The following is a 17,179-nucleotide window of genomic DNA, read 5'->3' on the forward strand; positions in this document are numbered from 1 at the left end:
GGCGAGGGGCGCCGATTATACGGCCCCTGCGGCGCAGTACCAGCCGCACGACTTGATATGCATCAACACGGGTACGACTGACGAGCAACTATAGTGACTTCAAATCGCCTGAAAACATTTGGAGTTACCGGTCATGCAAACCATACGCAGCCTTTTGGTCGTCATCGAACCCCAATTGATGGAAAGCTTCTCCCTCAAGCGCGCCAAGGAGATCGCCAACAGCACCAAGGCGCACTTGCATCTGTTGATATGCGATAAGGAAAACGACCATACGGCCTTGCTCAGCGTGCTGCAAAACAGCCTGAGCACCGAGGCTTACAGCGTGACCACCAACCAGACCTGGCACGAAAGCCAGCACGCCACCATCATCAGGGAGCAGCAGGCAAAGGGCTGTGCACTGGTGATAAAGCAGCACGTCCCCGACTCCATCCTGAAAAAACTGCTGCTCACGCCGGAAGACTGGAAGTTGCTGCGTGATTGCCCGTGTCCGGTATTGATGGTCAAACACGCCAGAGGCTGGAACGGCGGCGTGGTGCTGGCTGCGGTTGATGTGGGCAACAGCGATGAAGAGCACATGGTCCTGCACAAAACCATTATCGACCAAGGCTTTCGCGTCGCCAGCCTCGCCCACGGCCAGTTGCACGTGGTCAGCGCGCACCCGGCGCCGATGCTGGCCGCGGTCGATGCGGTCTACCCCGTGGACACCCAGTACGAAGCCAGTTACAGAGCTGCCTGCAAAGAGTTTCAGGACGAATACGAAATTGATGACAGTCGCCTGCATATTAATGAAGGGCCGGCAGACATCATTATTCAACAGGTGGCCAGAAAGCTGGATGCGGTAGTAACCGTGATCGGTACCGTAGCCCGCACCGGGCTGTCCGGAGCGCTGATCGGCAATACCGCAGAGGTGGTGATAGACAAGCTTGAATGCGACATTCTGGTGCTCAAGCCTGATGACATCATCCAGCACCTGGAGCAAAAAGCAGCCAAGGCGTGACCCTTATGGCAGCTGTGTCACCACTGTAGGAGCCTGGCCGGCGATGGCTGCATCGCTGGCAGGCCAGCCCCTACAAGGATGCTTACTGCCCCATTGCATCCTTGAGAAAGCCCGGGGCTATATAGCGCTCGTAGTGGGCTTCGGACAGCAGGAAGAATTCCCGATCGATGGCGTCGCGCAACTCGGGCAGGCCCCAGTCACGAAACTCCGGCAGCAGCACCATGCCGTACATTTCCAGTTGATTGATCACCCGCGCGCCACGCGCAATCAATTGATACGCCCAGCAATATTCAGATTGATGGGGCACAAAACGGATCTTGCGGGCCACCAGTTGACCACGCAACGCAGCCGGGTCGAACACTTCCACCTTACCCGTCATCACCTGCACCAAAAGCTGCTCCAGGCGCAGCCAGACTGCACGCTTTGCCTGCTCGTCATAGCCATTCCAGTTGATCACTTCGTGATGGAAGCGCTTGCAACCGCGGCACACAAGGTCGCCGTAAACCGTTGAGCAAAGGCCGATACAGGGAGTCTTGATGGTTTGATTGGACATGGCGAAATAGAGCACTGCAGAGCGAAACAGGCGCACATGTTAGCCCTTTGTCTAACGCAGATCACCCCTCAACCTTCAGGGGCTAACTTACCTTTAACAATTTTTTACCGTAGAATCGGCCTGCCTTTTAAGGCGCCAATGTCCGTTAGAAGCTGTTTTCAAAGCGTCACGAGCACAGTTGATCCCGAAGAACGGTGTTGATGTGGGGTGTTTGCACTGCAAATGCCCGCATCAACATTCATCATCCTCCCCGTTCGGAAGGCGTAAAACTTTGAAAACAGCTTCTGTTGGGAATCCTTGAAACTCTGGCTAAGCGGCTCAAAAAGCCCCGCAGCGCATGAGTGCTCGGCATTCCTGGATGAGCGTCCCGGACACCCATTTGGGACCAATGATGAGGGTAATAACTGTGCTTGAAGCCTACCGCAAACATATCGAAGAGCGTGCAGCCCTGGGTATCGTTCCCCAGCCGCTTAACGCCGAACAAACCGCAAGCCTGGTCGAACTGCTGAAAAACCCGCCTGCAGGCGAAGAAGCATTCCTCGTCGACCTGATCACCAACCGTATTCCACCAGGTGTTGACGAAGCTGCCTACGTGAAGGCCGGCTTCCTGTCCGCCATCGCCAAAGGCGAAGCAACCTCCCCTCTGATCGACAAAAAACGCGCTGTTGAACTGCTTGGCACCATGCAAGGCGGCTACAACATCGTGACTCTGGTCGAGATGCTGGACGACGCAGAGCTGGCACCGGTTGCCGCCGCGCAACTCAAGCACACCCTGCTGATGTTCGACGCCTTCCACGACGTCGCTGAAAAAGCCAAAAACGGCAATGTCCACGCTAAAGCCGTGGTGCAATCCTGGGCTGACGGCGAGTGGTTCAAGAACCGTCCTACCCTGGCTGACAAAATCAGCCTGCGCGTATTCAAGGTCACTGGCGAAACCAACACCGACGACCTGTCGCCGGCGCCGGACGCCTGGTCGCGCCCTGACATCCCGCTGCACGCCCTGGCCATGCTGAAAATGGCTCGCGAAGGCATCGTGCCGGACGTTCAAGGCTCCATCGGTCCGATGAAGCAAATTGAAGAAATGCGCAACGCCGGCTTCCCTATCGCTTACGTCGGCGACGTAGTCGGTACCGGTTCTTCGCGTAAATCGGCAACCAACTCCGTACTGTGGTTCTTCGGCGACGACGTCCCTTATGTACCGAACAAGCGTGCCGGTGGTTTCTGCTTCGGCAGCAAAATCGCTCCGATCTTCTACAACACCATGGAAGATGCTGGCGCACTGCCAATCGAATTCGATGTCAGCAACATCAACATGGGCGACGTGATCGACTTGTACCCGCACGCAGGCAAGGTTTGCAAGCACGGTACTGACGAAGTCATCACCACCTTCGAAATGAAGACCCCGGTTCTGCTGGACGAAGTTCGTGCTGGCGGCCGTATCCCGTTGATCATTGGCCGTGGCCTGACCGAGAAGGCCCGTGCCGAACTGGGTCTGGGTCCATCCGACCTGTTCAAAAAGCCCGAAGCGCCTGTTGAAAGCACCAAGGGTTTCACCCTGGCGCAGAAAATGGTCGGCAAGGCATGCGGCGTGACTGGCGTTCGTCCAGGCACTTACTGCGAACCGAAGATGACCACCGTAGGTTCTCAGGACACCACCGGTCCAATGACCCGTGACGAACTGAAAGACCTGGCGTGCCTGGGCTTCTCGGCCGATCTGGTCATGCAGTCGTTCTGCCACACCGCGGCCTATCCAAAGCCGATCGACGTGACCACGCACCACACCCTGCCAGACTTCATCATGACCCGCGGCGGCGTTTCCCTGCGTCCGGGCGACGGCATCATCCACAGCTGGCTGAACCGTATGCTGCTGCCGGATACCGTCGGCACCGGCGGCGACTCCCACACCCGTTTCCCGATGGGCATTTCGTTCCCGGCCGGTTCGGGCCTGGTTGCGTTTGCCGCAGCCACTGGCGTAATGCCACTGGACATGCCGGAATCGATCCTGGTTCGCTTCAAAGGTGAAATGCAGCCGGGTATCACCCTGCGTGACCTGGTGCACGCCATTCCTTACGTCGCTATCCAGAAGGGTCTGCTGACGGTCGAGAAGAAAGGCAAGATCAACGAATTCTCGGGTCGTATCCTGGAAATCGAAGGCCTGGACAACCTGAGCATCGAGCAAGCGTTCGAACTGTCCGACGCCTCGGCAGAACGTTCGGCTGCAGGCTGCACCATCAAGCTGTCCAAAGAGTCCATCACCGAATACCTGAACTCCAACATCACCCTGCTGCGCTGGATGATCGGTGAAGGCTACGGCGACGCTCGTACCCTTGAGCGTCGCGCTCAAGCGATGGAAGCCTGGGTGGCCAACCCTGAGCTGATGGAAGCTGATGCCGACGCCGAATACGCTGAAATCATCGAAATCGATCTGGCTGACATCAAAGAGCCTGTGCTCTGCGCACCAAACGACCCGGATGATGCCCGTCTGTTGTCCAGCGTTGCCGGTGAGAAAATCGACGAAGTGTTCATCGGTTCGTGCATGACCAACATCGGCCACTTCCGCGCTGCGGGCAAGTTGCTGGACAAGGTCAAAGGTCAGCTGCCAACCCGTCTGTGGCTGTCGCCGCCGACCAAGATGGACGCTCACCAACTGACGGAAGAAGGCTACTACGGCATCTTCGGCAAAGCAGGCGCACGCATGGAAATGCCGGGCTGCTCGCTGTGCATGGGTAACCAGGCACGCGTTGAGCCGAACTCCACCGTGGTGTCGACGTCGACCCGTAACTTCCCGAACCGTCTGGGTGACGGCGCGAACGTTTACCTGGCTTCGGCCGAGTTGGCGTCGGTAGCCTCGATCCTGGGCCGTCTGCCTACCGTAGAGGAATACATGGTCTACGCGGCAGAGATCAACACCATGGCGGCGGACGTGTACCGCTACCTGAGCTTTGATCAGATTGCCGAGTTCCGTGAAGCGGCAGCCAATGCCAATATCCCGGTTATTCAAGCGTAAGCTGATGCAGTAACGAAAAAGCCCCGGCTCTTGTGAGCCGGGGCTTTTTTATGGGCGGGATAAAAATCTAAAGCAGCGGTGCGACGATTTGCTGCTCCCGCGGCCATGCATCAAGTACAGCCTTGAACAGGGTCGCCAGCGGTATCGCGAAGAACACGCCCCAAAAACCCCACAACCCGCCAAACAACAGCACCGCGCAAATGATTGCCACCGGGTGCAAACTCACGGCCTCAGAAAACAGCAAGGGCACCAGCACATTGCCATCCAGGGTCTGAATGATCCCGTAGACCGCCATCAGATAGATGAACTGGTCGCTCCAGCCCCACTGAAACAGCGCAATCAGCAGCACCGGAACCGTCACCACCACGGCCCCCACATACGGCACCACCACCGAGACGCCAACCAATAGCGCCAGCAGCGCCGCGTAGTTGAGGCCCATGGTGACAAATGCGATGTAGGTCACACCGCCACAAATAATGATCTCAATGACTTTGCCGCGAATGTAATTGGCAATCTGGCGGTTCATTTCTTCGGCGACACGGGTAATCAACGCCCGCTCGCGAGGCAAATAGCCACGCACCCAACGACCGATCACTGCCCGGTCTTTGAGGAAGAAGAACACCAGTATCGGCACCAGCACCAGATAAATCATGATGTTGACCAACAGCGGCAAACTGGACAGGGAAAAGGTCAGTGCCAGTTGCCCGAACTTTCCGATTTCACCACGGGCCACTTCAATGGCCTGCAGCACCTGCTCATCGGACACCAGATGCGGATACCGCTCCGGCAACAGCAACAGGAGCGATTGCCACTTGGCCAGCATGCCCGGCAACTCGTTGAACAGCGTGATCAACTGATGCCACAACAGCGGCACCACCACCACGATGAATACCAGCAGCAGCCCCATGAACAGCGCAAACACCAGGCCAACCGCAGCGGCAGCCGGCACCCGCAACCGCTCCAGAGCCACCACCAGGCCCTGCATCAGATACGCCAGCACCATCCCCGCCAGTACCGGCGCCAGCATGCCGCCCAAGGTCAGCACGGCGGTAAAGGCCAGAACCAGCAACACCGCCAGCACCACTGCCTCTTCATCAGAGAAATAGCGCTGAACCCAATCACGTAACACTTTGAACATCGATATTCCTCAGAACAAAGCCCGGTAATCAGGCCTTGCGTAACCAGTAGCAATAAATGCCGGCATCATTCTCTTCACGGAGCAGTTCATGGCCTGCCAAACGTGCAAAGGTCCGAAAATCTCGCTGCGAACCGGCGTCCGTGGCGATCACTTTGAGGGTCTGACCACTGACCAGACGATTGAGCTCCAGCTTGGCCTTGAGCAGTGGCAACGGGCAATTCAGGCCGCTGGCATCCACCAGCGCATCATGCGCCAACGCATCAGTCATTACGTGCTCCTCCAGGGTCGGCATTTTGCAGCCGGCTAGAATACCCCAAGCTGACCCGCTACTGGTCGCCGGACACGCGGGCAGCTACAGTAAGCGCTTTACCGACCAGAGCTTTGTGCATGACTTTTCTGCGCCCGACCCTATTGACGCTCGCTTGCCTGCTCGCATCACCGAGTTTTGCCGACGATTTACCGTCTCTGGGCGACGCCAGTTCGTCCATTGTCTCCCCCCAACAAGAATACCAACTGGGTCGCGCCTGGCTGAGCATGCTGCGCGGGCAAGTGGCACAGCTCAACGATCCACAGCTTAAGGACTACGTCGAAACCAGCGTCTACAAACTGGTCGAAACCAGCCAGGTGCAAGACCGCCGACTGGAATTCATTCTGATCGACAGCCCTCAGCTCAACGCCTTTGCCGCGCCCGGCGGGATCATCGGAGTCAACGGCGGCCTGTTCCTCAACGCGCAAACCGAAGGTGAATACGCCTCGGTGCTGGCTCACGAACTCGCTCACTTGTCGCAACGCCATTTCGCCCGGGGCGTAGAAGCCCAGCAACGCATGCAGTTGCCGATGATGGCGGCGTTGCTGGCAGGGATCATCGTCGCAGCTTCAGGTGCCGGTGACGCCGGGATTGCCGCCATAGCCGGGACCCAGGCCGCCGCGTTGCAAGAACAGCGACGCTTCTCGCGACAAAATGAACAAGAGGCCGACCGCATCGGCATCCTCAACCTGGAAAAAGCCGGCTACGACCCCCGCTCGATGCCGACCATGTTTGAACGTCTGATGCGCCAGTACCGCTTTGACGCAAGACCGCCAGAGTTTTTGCTGACTCACCCGGTCACCGAATCGCGTATCGCCGACACCCGCAACCGCGCCGAACAGGCAAAAATCGGCGGCACCGAAGACAGTTTGCGCTACCAGTTGATTCGCGCCCGCGTGCAGCTCAACTATGAAGAAACCCCGGGTATTGCCGCCAAACGCTTTCGCCAGCAACTGGATGAAAATCCGAAGAACGATGTGGCGCGTTATGGTCTGGCGATAGCCCAGATCAAGGGCAGCCAGTTCAACGAGGCCCGGGAAAACCTCAAGTTACTGCTGGACAAGGCGCCGAACGACATCACCTATAACCTGGCGCAAATTGAACTGGATATAGACAGCAACCGCCTGGCTGATGCCCAGCAGCGGGTCGACAGAATGCGCACCCTGTACCCGGGCAACTACCCGCTCAATCAGGCCAGGGTTGATCTGTTGCTCAAGCAAAACCGCCCGGCCGATGCCGACAAAGCGTTGGAAGCACTGCTCAAGAGCCGCCCGGATGACCCGGATGTCTGGTACTCGGTCGCTGAGACACGGGGGTTGTCGGGCAACATCATTGGCCTGCATCAGGCCCGGGCCGAGTATTTTGCCCTGGTCGGTGATTTCCGCCAGGCCATACAACAGCTGGATTTCGCACAAAAGCTCACCAACAACTTCCAGCTGTCATCGCGACTGGACGCCCGCAAGCGCGAACTGATGGATCAGGAACGCGCGCTCAAAGACATGATGAACTAACCCTGCCCCTTCCCCTGTAGGAGCGAGCTTGCTCGCGAGCTCTTTCCATGTGCCAACGCTCGCAAGCAAAAGCTCGCGAGCAAGCTCGCTCCTACGGTTTATTTATTTGTTATCAGGCATTGCCCGCCAGCTTCAAACGCGCGGCCTGGGTGAAATCCAGCATGCGTTTAAGCGGACGAATTGCCTGAGGCACCAGCGCCGGATCGACAAAGATCTCATTGGTCCCTTGCTGCAGGCACTCAAGGGTGCGCTCCAGCGTGTTCATCGCCATCCACGGGCAATGCGCGCAACTGCGGCATGCCGCACCGTTACCCGCGGTTGGCGCTTCAATAAACACCTTGTCCGGGCACAGCTGCTGCATTTTGTAAAAAATGCCGCGATCGGTGGCCACGATGAAAGTTTTATTCGGCAGGTTTTGCGCGGCCGCGATCAGTTGGCTGGTAGAACCCACGGCGTCAGCCAGATCAATCACCGACTCCGGCGACTCCGGGTGAACCAGGATCGCCGCATCGGGGTACAGCGCCTTCATGTCTTCGAGTTGCTTGGACTTGAACTCTTCGTGGACGATACAGGCACCGTCCCACAGCAACATGTCGGCGCCGGTCTGGCGCTGAATGTAACGGCCAAGATGCTTGTCGGGACCCCATATGATTGTCTCGCCGTTGTCCATCAGGCTTTCGACGATTTCCAGCGCGCAGCTGGAAGTCACTACCCAGTCCGCACGTGCCTTTACCGCCGCCGAGGTGTTGGCATAAACCACCACGGTGCGCTCGGGATGCTTGTCGCAAAACGCCGAGAACTCCTCGACCGGGCACCCCAGATCCAGCGAACAGGTCGCCTCCAGCGTGGGCATCAGCACACGCTTTTGCGGGGTCAGGATTTTGGCTGTCTCGCCCATGAAGCGCACGCCAGCAACCAGAATGGTTTTGGCTGGATGTGCCGCGCCAAAGCGGGCCATTTCAAGGGAGTCGGACACACAACCGCCGGTTTCTTCGGCCAGGGCCTGAATCACCGGATCACAATAAAAATGCGCCACCAGCACCGCATCGCGGGCTTTAAGCTCGGCGGCGATCTGCGCCCGCAAGCTCAGGGTTTGAGCCTCGGTCAAAGGCTTGGGCTGCCTTGCATCAAGGTGGGCTTGAACCAGAAGTCGTTCAGAAATTTGCGTCATGTTCGCAAGACCTGCAAGCGCTAGTGCGCGAAAGTCGAGTGTACCACCAGCTCTGGACCGTTCGAGTCCCGCTGGGAGAATGTGTGTTATCAGGCACGGACAAGCAATGAAGCGCGACAAGGCTACAGAATATCCTTGGGATTCAAAAGTTTAATCTGGCGAAGGGACGTGTAAGCGATGCCGCCCGGACTGGCCGGCATCGCTCGGGTTTACTGGATGGCTTGCAGCACCAGGTCAGCCACCGGGCCTCCGGACGCCGGGTTTTGACCGGTAATCAGCCGCCCGTCAGCAATCGCAAAGGGCGCCCAGGGCGTACCTGCCTTTAGATAGTGGGCGCCACGCTTCACCAACTCGCTCTCGGTCAAGTACGGCACAACGTCCGCCAGGCCTACCAGCTTCTCCTCTTCATTAGAGAAACCGGTAAGCTTCTTGCCCTTGATCAGCAACTCTCCGTCAGACAGTTTGATATTGAGCAAGCCCGCTGCTCCGTGACAGACCGACGAAACCACCCCGCCCCTTTCATAGATATGGCGGCTCAATGCCTGCAACTGCGGGTTATCAGGAAAGTCCCAGATCACCCCGTGGCCGCCGGTGTAATAAATGGCGACGTAATCATCAGGGTTAACCTCACTCGGCTTGAGCGTCGCCCCCAGGCGATTCATGAACGCCTTGTCGTGATACCACTGCCAGTCAATCTGCGAGGCCATGTCCTTGGCAAGGCTGTGGGGATCAATCGGCGTGTAGCCGCCCTGCGGGCTGACGTAGTCAACGGCATAGCCCGCGGCCTCGACCTTATGCACAAAATGCACCGCTTCGCCCAGCCACAACCCAGTGGCGCGATCGAGATCGGGGTATTTTTCGACACTGGTCAGCACCACTAATATTTTCTTGCTCATCGTTAACCTCCTGCTGAGTGAGACAACCCATAGGCACTGGAGGGTAGACCATGGTCAACGCTCAGCAGTTCAGTGCCTGCCGTCACCCAGGAGGCGGGCAATCGTCTGGACGAGCATCAAAACGCTCGGGTCAATCTGATGGTTTCGCTGACTCGGTCGCTGTAAAACCCGACCTGATATGAAACGGGCTCTACAGCGCAGCCACACCCGCGGGGCCAGCCAGACTTGCAGCGCCGCTCACGAATGTCGCTACCTGGGCATGTGACAGCGCTTTTGCATCTGCCAGCATGAACAGCCACATCGCCAGCCGCGTCACGCAACCGGTCTCCCGTCGTGCGACCGGGTCCAGGTGCGCAAACAGATCTTGCACCAGCACCTCGGCCGACAGGCTCAGAAATTCCGACTTTATCGCCCCGGCAATTTGCCCGGCCAGTTGCGCCACGTCAGGGGCACTGGCTTCAAGCTCAAGCAATCGCTGGTTGTACGAGGACGTGACGGGTAACGGCATAAAGGCTGTTCCTGGGTGATTGAGGGTTAATAGAATTCTTCTTGGGATTTCACCACGCTCACCGGCTTGCGCTCACCTGTGCCGGCAATCTCGTAAATCGTCATGACATAGTTATCTGCAATGACTGTTTCGATGAGGTAGGCGGTCTTGGGTTTAGGGGTAAAGACTTGAGTGTCGGGCTGCGCCGTTATGGCATAACCGAACATCGAGTGCATGGGAATGCCGTTGAGGGTCGCAACCTGTTGCTTGACCAGCGCATTGACCTTGAGCGGTTTATTAGCCTCGACCAACGTGTCGATACTGGACGTACCACCGGCCATTTTTTTCAGGTAGCCGGGTATGCGCTTGAAATAAGCCGTGTCGTACACCCGTTCGCCAGCAGACTGCATGCCATATCGACCTGCATCGGCAGGCCCGGTGGAGTAGCTGACGGGGTGGTCACCTGCGCCGCCGACAGTGCGCAACGCAAGGCTTGCATGCTGCTCATCTGCGGGCATCGTCACCAGCGGTTCTGGCGTGGATTGAACTGCAGACTGGCGGCTACCGCAGCCGGTAATTGATATGGCCAGGGTTATTGCGAGGGTAAAAGCGAGAGATGTTTTCATTCGGTCCTTGAGTTTTCATGCATCGGGAGGAGCAATGGACTGCAGTTATTTCGGAAGGTGCCACAACTACGGATCAGTCTGCACCAAGCTGCAACTCCATTGCCTGAGACATCAGGCCGGAGCCGTCACGCAGGGGTTCCAGAGCCCCGACCGGACGAAAGCCACAGGCCTTATACAGGGCCATTGCCGGAGTGTCCGCAGCCGTTACGCCCAGGCAAACACGGCGTACACCAACGCTCTTTGCCCACTCCAGCGCTTCATGGAGCAATGCACCTCCAGCGCCCTGGCCACGGAAGGCAGGATCTACCCACATCTGAAAAATCTCGGCCACACCGGCTTCCGGCAATTTGCACCAGACCAGCCCGCACATTCGCTGGTGATCGAGCGCGACAAATATCCGGGCCCGGCCTGAGGAAACTGCACCTGCAAGCCGTGACGACCAGGCCTCATCAGCCCTGCCCGCCTCTGACTCATAGGTACTGGCGAAGGCATCGGGAGAGTCTTGCAACGACTGCAGGCGAAGGTCACGGTAACTGCGCCACTCACCGGCCTCGATCGGACGTACTGAAATCATGCTGCGGCTCCTGCCTGTACCCATGTTTATAGGATGTGCCGCAGACTAACTTGGGCATGAACCTGGAACAACCTTGCACTGCACAGGTTTGCAGCGGCGCTTGCCAAGCTGTGGCCGGGTGACTACCTTGATGTCCATGAGCAAGCACCGTAGCGCCTCGACCACCACCACTACCACGACCGCACAAGGCGGGCCGTGAGAGGTGTCGTGAGCTGAAAACAAACGAACTTCAAAGGCCCGCCAGCAATGGACAGGGCCTTTTTTGTGCCTTGGTATCGCTGGCTCACACGCAAGGAAAGCACCATGTATGCACTGCTGATTCTCGATATGCAGGTAGGTCTGGTTCAGGGTCCGGACAAGCCCTGGCAGGCGCAAGCACTCATAAGCACATTGAACAGCTTGATGAGCGATGCCCGACAATCCCACACCCCGATTTTTCTGGCTCGGCACACTGGCCCCGCCGGTTCGCCAATCGAGCCCGGCAGCCCACTGACACAAATCGTTCAGGAGCTGGAGCTGCGGGGTGACGAAGTTATCTTCTACAAAAGCAGGCCCAGCGCCTTTTTCATGACTGAACTGGCGCAACAGCTACACGCGCGGGGTTGCACAGGCATAGTCGTAACCGGAATGAAGACTCAATATTGCGTGGACAGCACCTGTCGGGCGGCAAAGGACCTGGGCTTTGATGCCGTGCTGATTGCAGACGGCCATACCTGCTCCGACACACCGCTGCTCACTGCCCGGCAGATAGTGGCACATCACAATGCGACTCTGGCCGGGCCGTTCTGCCGTGTAATCCTGGCAAAGGAATGGAGCTTTCAGGGCACGGTATCTGACTGAGTAGCAGGCACAAAAAAACCGTTAAAAACAAGGACAGAGAACATGGAAAGGACCGTAAGAATCGCCAATCAGGCAGATATCGATGTGATATTCGACATCCGCACCAGCGTGAAAGAAAACCACCTGTCCCGTGATCAGTTAACACATATGGGCATTACCCCAGAAACCATAGGACAGGCTATATCACTGGCGCCTTGCCTCTGGATCGCAGAGGCCGATGGCACCCCGGTGGGGTTTTCCATGGTGGATCTGGAAGACGGATGCGTGTTCGCCGCTTTCGTGCGTGCTGAATTCGAGGGCCACGGCTTCGGCCGTCGCCTGATGGAAAAAGCCGAAGACTGCCTGTTCCGCCATCACTCCACGATCTGGCTCGAAACCGCAGAGGCGAGCCGCGCCAGTGGTTTCTATCGCAAGCTCGGCTGGCTACCGGTGAAGAGACTGGGGCAAGGTGATGTGCGCTTTGAGAAACAGCGCCACTAAGCCGCATCCTGCTGTTGAAAAGAGTGTCCCGGGGGCTTTCATCGCCCGAGCACTGGTTGATCATGCTTTCGATTCGACAACGGGTGATCTGCGGTGTTGTCACTAACGACTCAGTAGAGGCGACGGCGCGCTCGTTAGGCAACCAGGGTTTTGAGGGGATGGTGGCTACGAATACTACTGACACATCCTCTCAAAACCCCGAATCGCAGGCACAAAAAAACCGGTAGACCCTAGGGTTTTGACCGGCTGTTTTGGTGTAGCTATTTGATGGCAAAAGCTCGATTTCCAAATACGCCCTCCTCCCCAAAAACTCTTCAAACAGAAAACCTATTTCCTGATGCCCCGCCTATCCCGCTCTGACACGCTGTCCTCGTTCTCACGCGAGGCCGCCCATGAACCTTCCACGCCCTACCCGAACCACGTTGATTCTCAGCCTCTGCCTGACCCTTCTGGCAGGAGCTCTGAGCATCACCATCTCTCAAAACTGACCAACAGCCTGGCATCTACCGCTGACAAGGATTCACTTGATGCGTTGCTAATACGCCTAGCCAAGGTGGATGAGAGACTGGATACCGTTGACGGTAAGCATCTGGTGTCCAACGATGATGTCCGGTCGAGCCAACAAGCGCTCTCCAATCGCATCGACGCTGTTCAGGCGTGTGCCAAACAAGCGACGGGATCAGCAGAAGAACTCTCACGTAACGTCATGGCCGCCGAGTAGCAGGTGCTGCAACTCAAGGCGAGTCTCGAACTGCTACCCTCAGTCTAATCAGTATATTTCGATCCGCCTCCTCTATCGTCAATATCATCAGCGTCCCAGCCGATAGATGCTAGTTGATGGCTAGATGCATTTCCATGAGCTGCTTGACTAACGCACGCTACACTTACAAGGCCACCCGCATGCCCCGCATAAACTAATAGTCGTAACGTGTTGTTCTTTTTTGACCTTGCCTTCAGAGTTTTTCTGATTCCCCATGACTTTCCCTCAGGTTAAACGAATGCCGAAACTCGGCTAACACAGGAGCTGGAGACGCTAAACAACTCCAAAGTTTTACATATTTAATCGAGAGCGCATATCCAAGAACCAACTAACCAAAGATTGATCAAACTGTTCAGCTAGATAATCAGCCTCATTGAGGTGCGCTCTAGCCTTTACATGCTCACCTAATTCTTTATAAGCCTTAGCGGATTCAAGTAGCAAAAAAGCCTTGTCAACATTTTCAGCACCGTTCGACTCAATAATAATCAACGCTTCATTGATAGATTCAATTGCAAGACTCCACTCCTCAAACTTAATAAAAGTCAATGCACAGAGATACAAACTACGCTCATGATTGATCCAGGTTCCAAAATGCAACCAGAGCTCTTTACATTTCACAGCAGCCTCAACAGCTACTTGCCTATGAAAAGCATTATCTATTTCAAGCTCAGCATCATCAATAAAGTTAGATACAAGATTATTTAAAACAGCTGCCAAACTCTTACCAACTACTGGAGAAACTTCGCAATTTATTTGCCGAGAGTACGAACTAAAAACAAAAAGAAAATCCGAAAAAACTATAGCCCTCCTCATATGAGCCAAACATTGCATAGCTATTAAAAGTTTAACTTCCATAAGATCTGAATCAATTAATTCAACACACACTAGCTCTGCTGCTAAAGCTCGCAATGGATTACCTGAACAATATGCAGCAACGGATAAATTTATCAGAAACAAATGTGAACCTGTATATTTACTTGAATCAAGCAGGTTAAAAGCACTCGACCAATCTGAGAGAGCATCTCCAAAAACATGATTAACCAGCCAACTGAAGGTATTTTTCTCTCCTTCATTTAGCCCTTCAAAAACAATTTCCTTAAGCAGCTTCCCAGCCAAAACAGGGTTTCCATCATGAATATCTAATGCCTGCTTCAAAATAGACATACTGCCCCCCTAAAAGTTAAGGACTAACATTATCCCAAAGAGCGCATACTAACTCCGACCGACCTTTCACTTATTATTTAGTTTAAACAAACCAAATAAAAAGAAAAGCGCGAACAAGACTGCAGAGAAAAGAGCATCTCCGAAACACTTAACCCACCGAAGCCATGTCGAATATAATTTATTTACCTTAACTTCCCACATCAACTATCTAACTTTATGCCGATCGCCGATTATGGATACCAACTCCTGAAGAGCAACTAAACGACCAAGTATTTTACTTGTGCCCCCCCTTTCAAACTGAATATTTAAATCACCCAGTTCATACCCCCACACCAGATACTAGCATCAATATCCTCCTAATATCATCCACATAGGATGCACGCCCATAAGCAGCCAATGCCATTGTGTTTGCTTCGCCTGAATTTTTTTGAAAACCAAGATAATACGTGAAAGCAGTACTAGCACTGACAAATTGCGAGACGCCTCTAGGACAACGCCAAAAACTTGTAGTCAATACTCGTCCTTTTTTAACATAAGAACTCTCATAGAAAACAACTTCATCTATAACTTCCAACTCAACCCCAGCGTTATTTAGCAAAGCATTTACAGATTGCGCCGAATATTACCTATCATGTTTTTGCAGAGCATGGAGCTCTTCTGATTCGACACCTAACAATTTCCCATCAGAGACTAAAGCTACACCGCTATCGTGAAAATCGAATGACATTCCTAGTACGCTCATCTCAACCCCTTAAGATTTGTTACAAACTAGAAGAGAAACTCCTGATTGTCAACAATCAAATTTAATTCCCCAAATAGGAGCGCGCGCGTTATAGAAGCATCATCTCTGTGCATAAGTGACGGCATCCACTCTCAATCAAAAAACTAACCACTTCATCACTCAAAAATCAAAGAGTTAGTATCGTATAGATAAGCCATACCTAAACAGCCGAACGTCCAGATTGCAACATATTGCTTAACAACTGTTGAAATACATACACTTTAACTCAGGATTTATTATTCCTTCATCGCACAACAATGGTGCACTACAAGATCAAATCATCTAGATTCTGTCCGAAAAGTAATGTTGCAAACACCGCATCGCACAGACCAGAGAGACCATCGCAGTATAATTTCTTGCAAGCTTGTCAAAGCGGGCACGATCCGGCGGCTTTCCTCCAGCCAGCCGAACATACGTTCAATAATGTTGCGTTGCCGGTACTTGGGACGATCAAAGAGCCTCAGCAACCCCCAGTTTTGGTTTGTGTTTCATGCTGCGCAGATGAATCACTGGCTGCATCCGATATCGGTCGCAATAGCGGCGTGATGCTTCAGTGTCATAGCTTTATCCGCTAGCAAACATCGGCATCGTTTGCGGGGACGACCCCGCAAGCTGGGTATATAGGCTTCGTCGAGTAACGGATGGGCGTAAGCGATATCGCTGACTTGTCCACCCGATAATAGAAACTTCAGTGGCACACCATTGGAATCGCACAGCATATGTATCTTCGTGGTCATCCCGCCCCGGCTGCGCCCGGGTGCATGATGTATCGCAAGCTCACTGAAAAAATGGGGGTACGAATGCCCCCTCACCGGTTCAGACATACGCTCGCTACCAACCTTATGCGCCAACCGGAACGTAATATCCACCTGACTAAAAGCCTGCTGAACCATTCAAATATTGCTACGACTCGAGCCTACATTGAGACCGATTACGGCTATATGCGAGCTGTGCTGCACGAGCGCAGCCTGACCCAAGGGGCCCTCGCGCTCGAGCGTCGTGTGGACGAACAAAAACTTGTTGCCGCTCTGGCGGAATTGCCTGCGCCTGCTGACGAGATCCCCCCTCAAGAATGCTCAACAACATTTGAACCCACGCTACCTGCGATCGTGCAGATCGTGCAGATCGAGTGCATCACAGCAGCGTTACCGTTGCCGCCACTACCACTCGAATCTCCGCAGACATCAAAGCTTCTAACCCAAGTCACCAGCCTAGCCTCAGAGCGCTACTCACTTGAGCAGGCCATCCTCCTGGCGGGTACTTGACTCAGTCATGAGATGGGATGGGCCCGGCACATGGTGACAAGAATTGGAGCTACCCCCAACCGCCATGGATGAAGGCACAGAGGCCCTCCCTGCTGCTCACTTTGATGATCAGACAAGTCGGCGGAATGAAGATCCACAATTGGAGTTAGGAAATACTGAACCAGGATCGTTTCAGTTGCACTGACTGCACAAGCACCCGAGAAATCTGAGCAGACTTGTCAGCTCAAGGTAGCGATCATCAGAAGCTCTTTTTCAGAACTGTAAGAATGCTCCTGCAACATCAAAAGCCAACATCTGACAGACAAGGCTTAAATCACTGGAAGCACCCAGTAAATGGGCTGCTTTATATAGACATCACCTAGAGTGAAAACTACTGTTCGATTCAGACGGCTGCATGTCCGCAAAGTGTGTGTTGAGCTTTGTACCCTTTCAACCCTCACACCTCGCTAAATTCCGGGCACAAAAAAGCCGGTTAATCCTTAGGATTAGACCGGCTGTTTTGGTGTCGCTATATGGTGGGTCGTGTGGGATTCGAACCTACGACCAATTGGTTAAAAGCCAACTGCTCTACCAACTGAGCTAACGACCCGCTTCGTTGTGGGACGTATAATACTGATTTTTA

At 54.7% G+C, this 17,179-nt stretch carries 16 protein-coding genes, 1 tRNA gene and 1 pseudogene; 7 read left to right on the forward strand and 11 right to left on the reverse strand.

The window, feature by feature from the left end:
- Positions 1 to 133 precede the first annotated feature (133 nt).
- The gene (locus tag ACP7BO_RS05435; RefSeq protein WP_073509732.1) at positions 134 to 997 is read left to right on the forward strand and encodes a universal stress protein; all 864 of its coding nucleotides are present in this window, start codon (positions 134 to 136) and stop codon (positions 995 to 997) included.
- An 82-nt stretch (positions 998 to 1,079) separates the two neighbouring features.
- Here ACP7BO_RS05435 and ACP7BO_RS05440 read toward each other — a convergent pair whose 3' ends face one another.
- On the reverse strand, positions 1,080 to 1,550 hold the full coding sequence (locus ACP7BO_RS05440) for a DUF1289 domain-containing protein (protein WP_060696959.1): 471 nt from the start codon (positions 1,548 to 1,550) through the stop codon (positions 1,080 to 1,082).
- Positions 1,551 to 1,956: 406 nt separating this feature from the next.
- Here ACP7BO_RS05440 and acnB point away from each other — a divergent pair, with 406 nt between their 5' ends.
- The gene (gene acnB, locus ACP7BO_RS05445) at positions 1,957 to 4,557 is read left to right on the forward strand and encodes a bifunctional aconitate hydratase 2/2-methylisocitrate dehydratase (RefSeq protein ID WP_060694262.1); all 2,601 of its coding nucleotides are present in this window, start codon (positions 1,957 to 1,959) and stop codon (positions 4,555 to 4,557) included.
- A gap of 67 nt (positions 4,558 to 4,624) precedes the next feature.
- Here the strand turns inward: acnB and ACP7BO_RS05450 are convergent, their stop codons facing one another.
- Both ACP7BO_RS05450 and ACP7BO_RS05455 read right to left on the reverse strand, forming a co-directional pair.
- Positions 4,625 to 5,695 carry an AI-2E family transporter gene (locus ACP7BO_RS05450; protein ID WP_397454456.1) on the reverse strand — a complete coding sequence of 357 codons (1,071 nt, stop codon included), beginning with the start codon at positions 5,693 to 5,695 and terminating at the stop codon, positions 4,625 to 4,627.
- 28 nt (positions 5,696 to 5,723) lie between these two features.
- A complete protein-coding gene (locus tag ACP7BO_RS05455) occupies positions 5,724 to 5,963 on the reverse strand; it encodes a sulfurtransferase TusA family protein (RefSeq protein WP_060694266.1) in 240 nt (79 codons plus the stop codon).
- 119 nt (positions 5,964 to 6,082) lie between these two features.
- Between ACP7BO_RS05455 and ACP7BO_RS05460 the strand changes: the two genes are divergently transcribed.
- Positions 6,083 to 7,513, forward strand: a complete 1,431-nt coding sequence (locus ACP7BO_RS05460) for a M48 family metalloprotease (protein WP_060694268.1) — start codon at positions 6,083 to 6,085, stop codon at positions 7,511 to 7,513.
- Between the two features lie 112 nt (positions 7,514 to 7,625).
- Here ACP7BO_RS05460 and nadA read toward each other — a convergent pair whose 3' ends face one another.
- The 5 genes from nadA to ACP7BO_RS05485 all read right to left on the reverse strand — a co-directional run bounded on the left by nadA (position 7,626) and on the right by ACP7BO_RS05485 (position 11,267).
- The gene (nadA, locus tag ACP7BO_RS05465) at positions 7,626 to 8,684 is read right to left on the reverse strand and encodes a quinolinate synthase NadA (RefSeq protein ID WP_397454457.1); all 1,059 of its coding nucleotides are present in this window, start codon (positions 8,682 to 8,684) and stop codon (positions 7,626 to 7,628) included.
- A 209-nt stretch (positions 8,685 to 8,893) separates the two neighbouring features.
- Positions 8,894 to 9,580, reverse strand: a complete 687-nt coding sequence (locus ACP7BO_RS05470; RefSeq protein ID WP_060694272.1) for a type 1 glutamine amidotransferase domain-containing protein — start codon at positions 9,578 to 9,580, stop codon at positions 8,894 to 8,896.
- Between the two features lie 190 nt (positions 9,581 to 9,770).
- On the reverse strand, positions 9,771 to 10,088 hold the full coding sequence (locus tag ACP7BO_RS05475; protein ID WP_426209025.1) for a hypothetical protein: 318 nt from the start codon (positions 10,086 to 10,088) through the stop codon (positions 9,771 to 9,773).
- Between the two features lie 26 nt (positions 10,089 to 10,114).
- A complete protein-coding gene (locus ACP7BO_RS05480; RefSeq protein WP_397454459.1) occupies positions 10,115 to 10,693 on the reverse strand; it encodes a hypothetical protein in 579 nt (192 codons plus the stop codon).
- A 73-nt stretch (positions 10,694 to 10,766) separates the two neighbouring features.
- A complete protein-coding gene (locus tag ACP7BO_RS05485; protein ID WP_426209026.1) occupies positions 10,767 to 11,267 on the reverse strand; it encodes a GNAT family N-acetyltransferase in 501 nt (166 codons plus the stop codon).
- Positions 11,268 to 11,570: 303 nt separating this feature from the next.
- Between ACP7BO_RS05485 and ACP7BO_RS05490 the strand changes: the two genes are divergently transcribed.
- The 3 genes from ACP7BO_RS05490 to ACP7BO_RS05500 all read left to right on the forward strand — a co-directional run bounded on the left by ACP7BO_RS05490 (position 11,571) and on the right by ACP7BO_RS05500 (position 12,814).
- Positions 11,571 to 12,107 carry a cysteine hydrolase family protein gene (locus ACP7BO_RS05490; RefSeq protein WP_426209028.1) on the forward strand — a complete coding sequence of 179 codons (537 nt, stop codon included), beginning with the start codon at positions 11,571 to 11,573 and terminating at the stop codon, positions 12,105 to 12,107.
- Between the two features lie 42 nt (positions 12,108 to 12,149).
- Entirely contained in the window at positions 12,150 to 12,587 is a 438-nt protein-coding gene (locus ACP7BO_RS05495; protein WP_426209030.1) for a GNAT family N-acetyltransferase, read from the forward strand.
- Positions 12,588 to 12,649: 62 nt separating this feature from the next.
- Positions 12,650 to 12,814, forward strand: coding sequence for an isochorismatase family protein (locus ACP7BO_RS05500; protein WP_426209032.1), 165 nt, complete (start codon positions 12,650 to 12,652; stop codon positions 12,812 to 12,814).
- 824 nt (positions 12,815 to 13,638) lie between these two features.
- Here the strand turns inward: ACP7BO_RS05500 and ACP7BO_RS05505 are convergent.
- Positions 13,639 to 14,511, reverse strand: coding sequence for a hypothetical protein (locus ACP7BO_RS05505; RefSeq protein WP_426209034.1), 873 nt, complete (start codon positions 14,509 to 14,511; stop codon positions 13,639 to 13,641).
- Positions 14,512 to 15,574: 1,063 nt separating this feature from the next.
- Positions 15,575 to 16,071: pseudogene (locus ACP7BO_RS05510) on the reverse strand (IS5 family transposase); the annotation flags it as partial.
- A gap of 21 nt (positions 16,072 to 16,092) precedes the next feature.
- Between ACP7BO_RS05510 and ACP7BO_RS05515 the strand changes: the two are divergent.
- Positions 16,093 to 16,557: a site-specific integrase gene (locus tag ACP7BO_RS05515; protein ID WP_426209036.1), complete on the forward strand. Its 465-nt coding sequence runs from the start codon at positions 16,093 to 16,095 to the stop codon at positions 16,555 to 16,557.
- 513 nt (positions 16,558 to 17,070) lie between these two features.
- On the opposite strand, the gene ACP7BO_RS05520 is transcribed toward ACP7BO_RS05515, so the two are convergent.
- Positions 17,071 to 17,146, reverse strand: a tRNA-Lys gene (locus ACP7BO_RS05520).
- Positions 17,147 to 17,179: the final 33 nt, after the last annotated feature.

It is taken from the genome of Pseudomonas sp. TWR2-1-1, from assembly GCF_049897045.1.
Classification (GTDB): Bacteria; Pseudomonadota; Gammaproteobacteria; order Pseudomonadales; family Pseudomonadaceae; genus Aquipseudomonas; species Aquipseudomonas versuta.

Excerpts from the sequence above, each read along its gene's own strand:
- ACP7BO_RS05435 (WP_073509732.1), top strand. The coding sequence starts at position 134 with ATGCAAACCATACGCAGCCTTTTGGTCGTCATCGAACCCCAATTGATG.
- ACP7BO_RS05440 (WP_060696959.1), bottom strand. The coding sequence starts at position 1,550 with ATGTCCAATCAAACCATCAAGACTCCCTGTATCGGCCTTTGCTCAACG.
- ACP7BO_RS05450 (WP_397454456.1), bottom strand. The coding sequence starts at position 5,695 with ATGTTCAAAGTGTTACGTGATTGGGTTCAGCGCTATTTCTCTGATGAA.
- ACP7BO_RS05455 (WP_060694266.1), bottom strand. The coding sequence starts at position 5,963 with ATGACTGATGCGTTGGCGCATGATGCGCTGGTGGATGCCAGCGGCCTG.
- ACP7BO_RS05460 (WP_060694268.1), top strand. The coding sequence starts at position 6,083 with ATGACTTTTCTGCGCCCGACCCTATTGACGCTCGCTTGCCTGCTCGCA.
- nadA (WP_397454457.1), bottom strand. The coding sequence starts at position 8,684 with ATGACGCAAATTTCTGAACGACTTCTGGTTCAAGCCCACCTTGATGCA.
- ACP7BO_RS05470 (WP_060694272.1), bottom strand. The coding sequence starts at position 9,580 with ATGAGCAAGAAAATATTAGTGGTGCTGACCAGTGTCGAAAAATACCCC.
- ACP7BO_RS05475 (WP_426209025.1), bottom strand. The coding sequence starts at position 10,088 with ATGCCGTTACCCGTCACGTCCTCGTACAACCAGCGATTGCTTGAGCTT.
- ACP7BO_RS05480 (WP_397454459.1), bottom strand. The coding sequence starts at position 10,693 with ATGAAAACATCTCTCGCTTTTACCCTCGCAATAACCCTGGCCATATCA.
- ACP7BO_RS05485 (WP_426209026.1), bottom strand. The coding sequence starts at position 11,267 with ATGATTTCAGTACGTCCGATCGAGGCCGGTGAGTGGCGCAGTTACCGT.
- ACP7BO_RS05490 (WP_426209028.1), top strand. The coding sequence starts at position 11,571 with ATGTATGCACTGCTGATTCTCGATATGCAGGTAGGTCTGGTTCAGGGT.
- ACP7BO_RS05495 (WP_426209030.1), top strand. The coding sequence starts at position 12,150 with ATGGAAAGGACCGTAAGAATCGCCAATCAGGCAGATATCGATGTGATA.
- ACP7BO_RS05500 (WP_426209032.1), top strand. The coding sequence starts at position 12,650 with ATGCTTTCGATTCGACAACGGGTGATCTGCGGTGTTGTCACTAACGAC.
- ACP7BO_RS05505 (WP_426209034.1), bottom strand. The coding sequence starts at position 14,511 with ATGTCTATTTTGAAGCAGGCATTAGATATTCATGATGGAAACCCTGTT.
- ACP7BO_RS05515 (WP_426209036.1), top strand. The coding sequence starts at position 16,093 with ATGCCCCCTCACCGGTTCAGACATACGCTCGCTACCAACCTTATGCGC.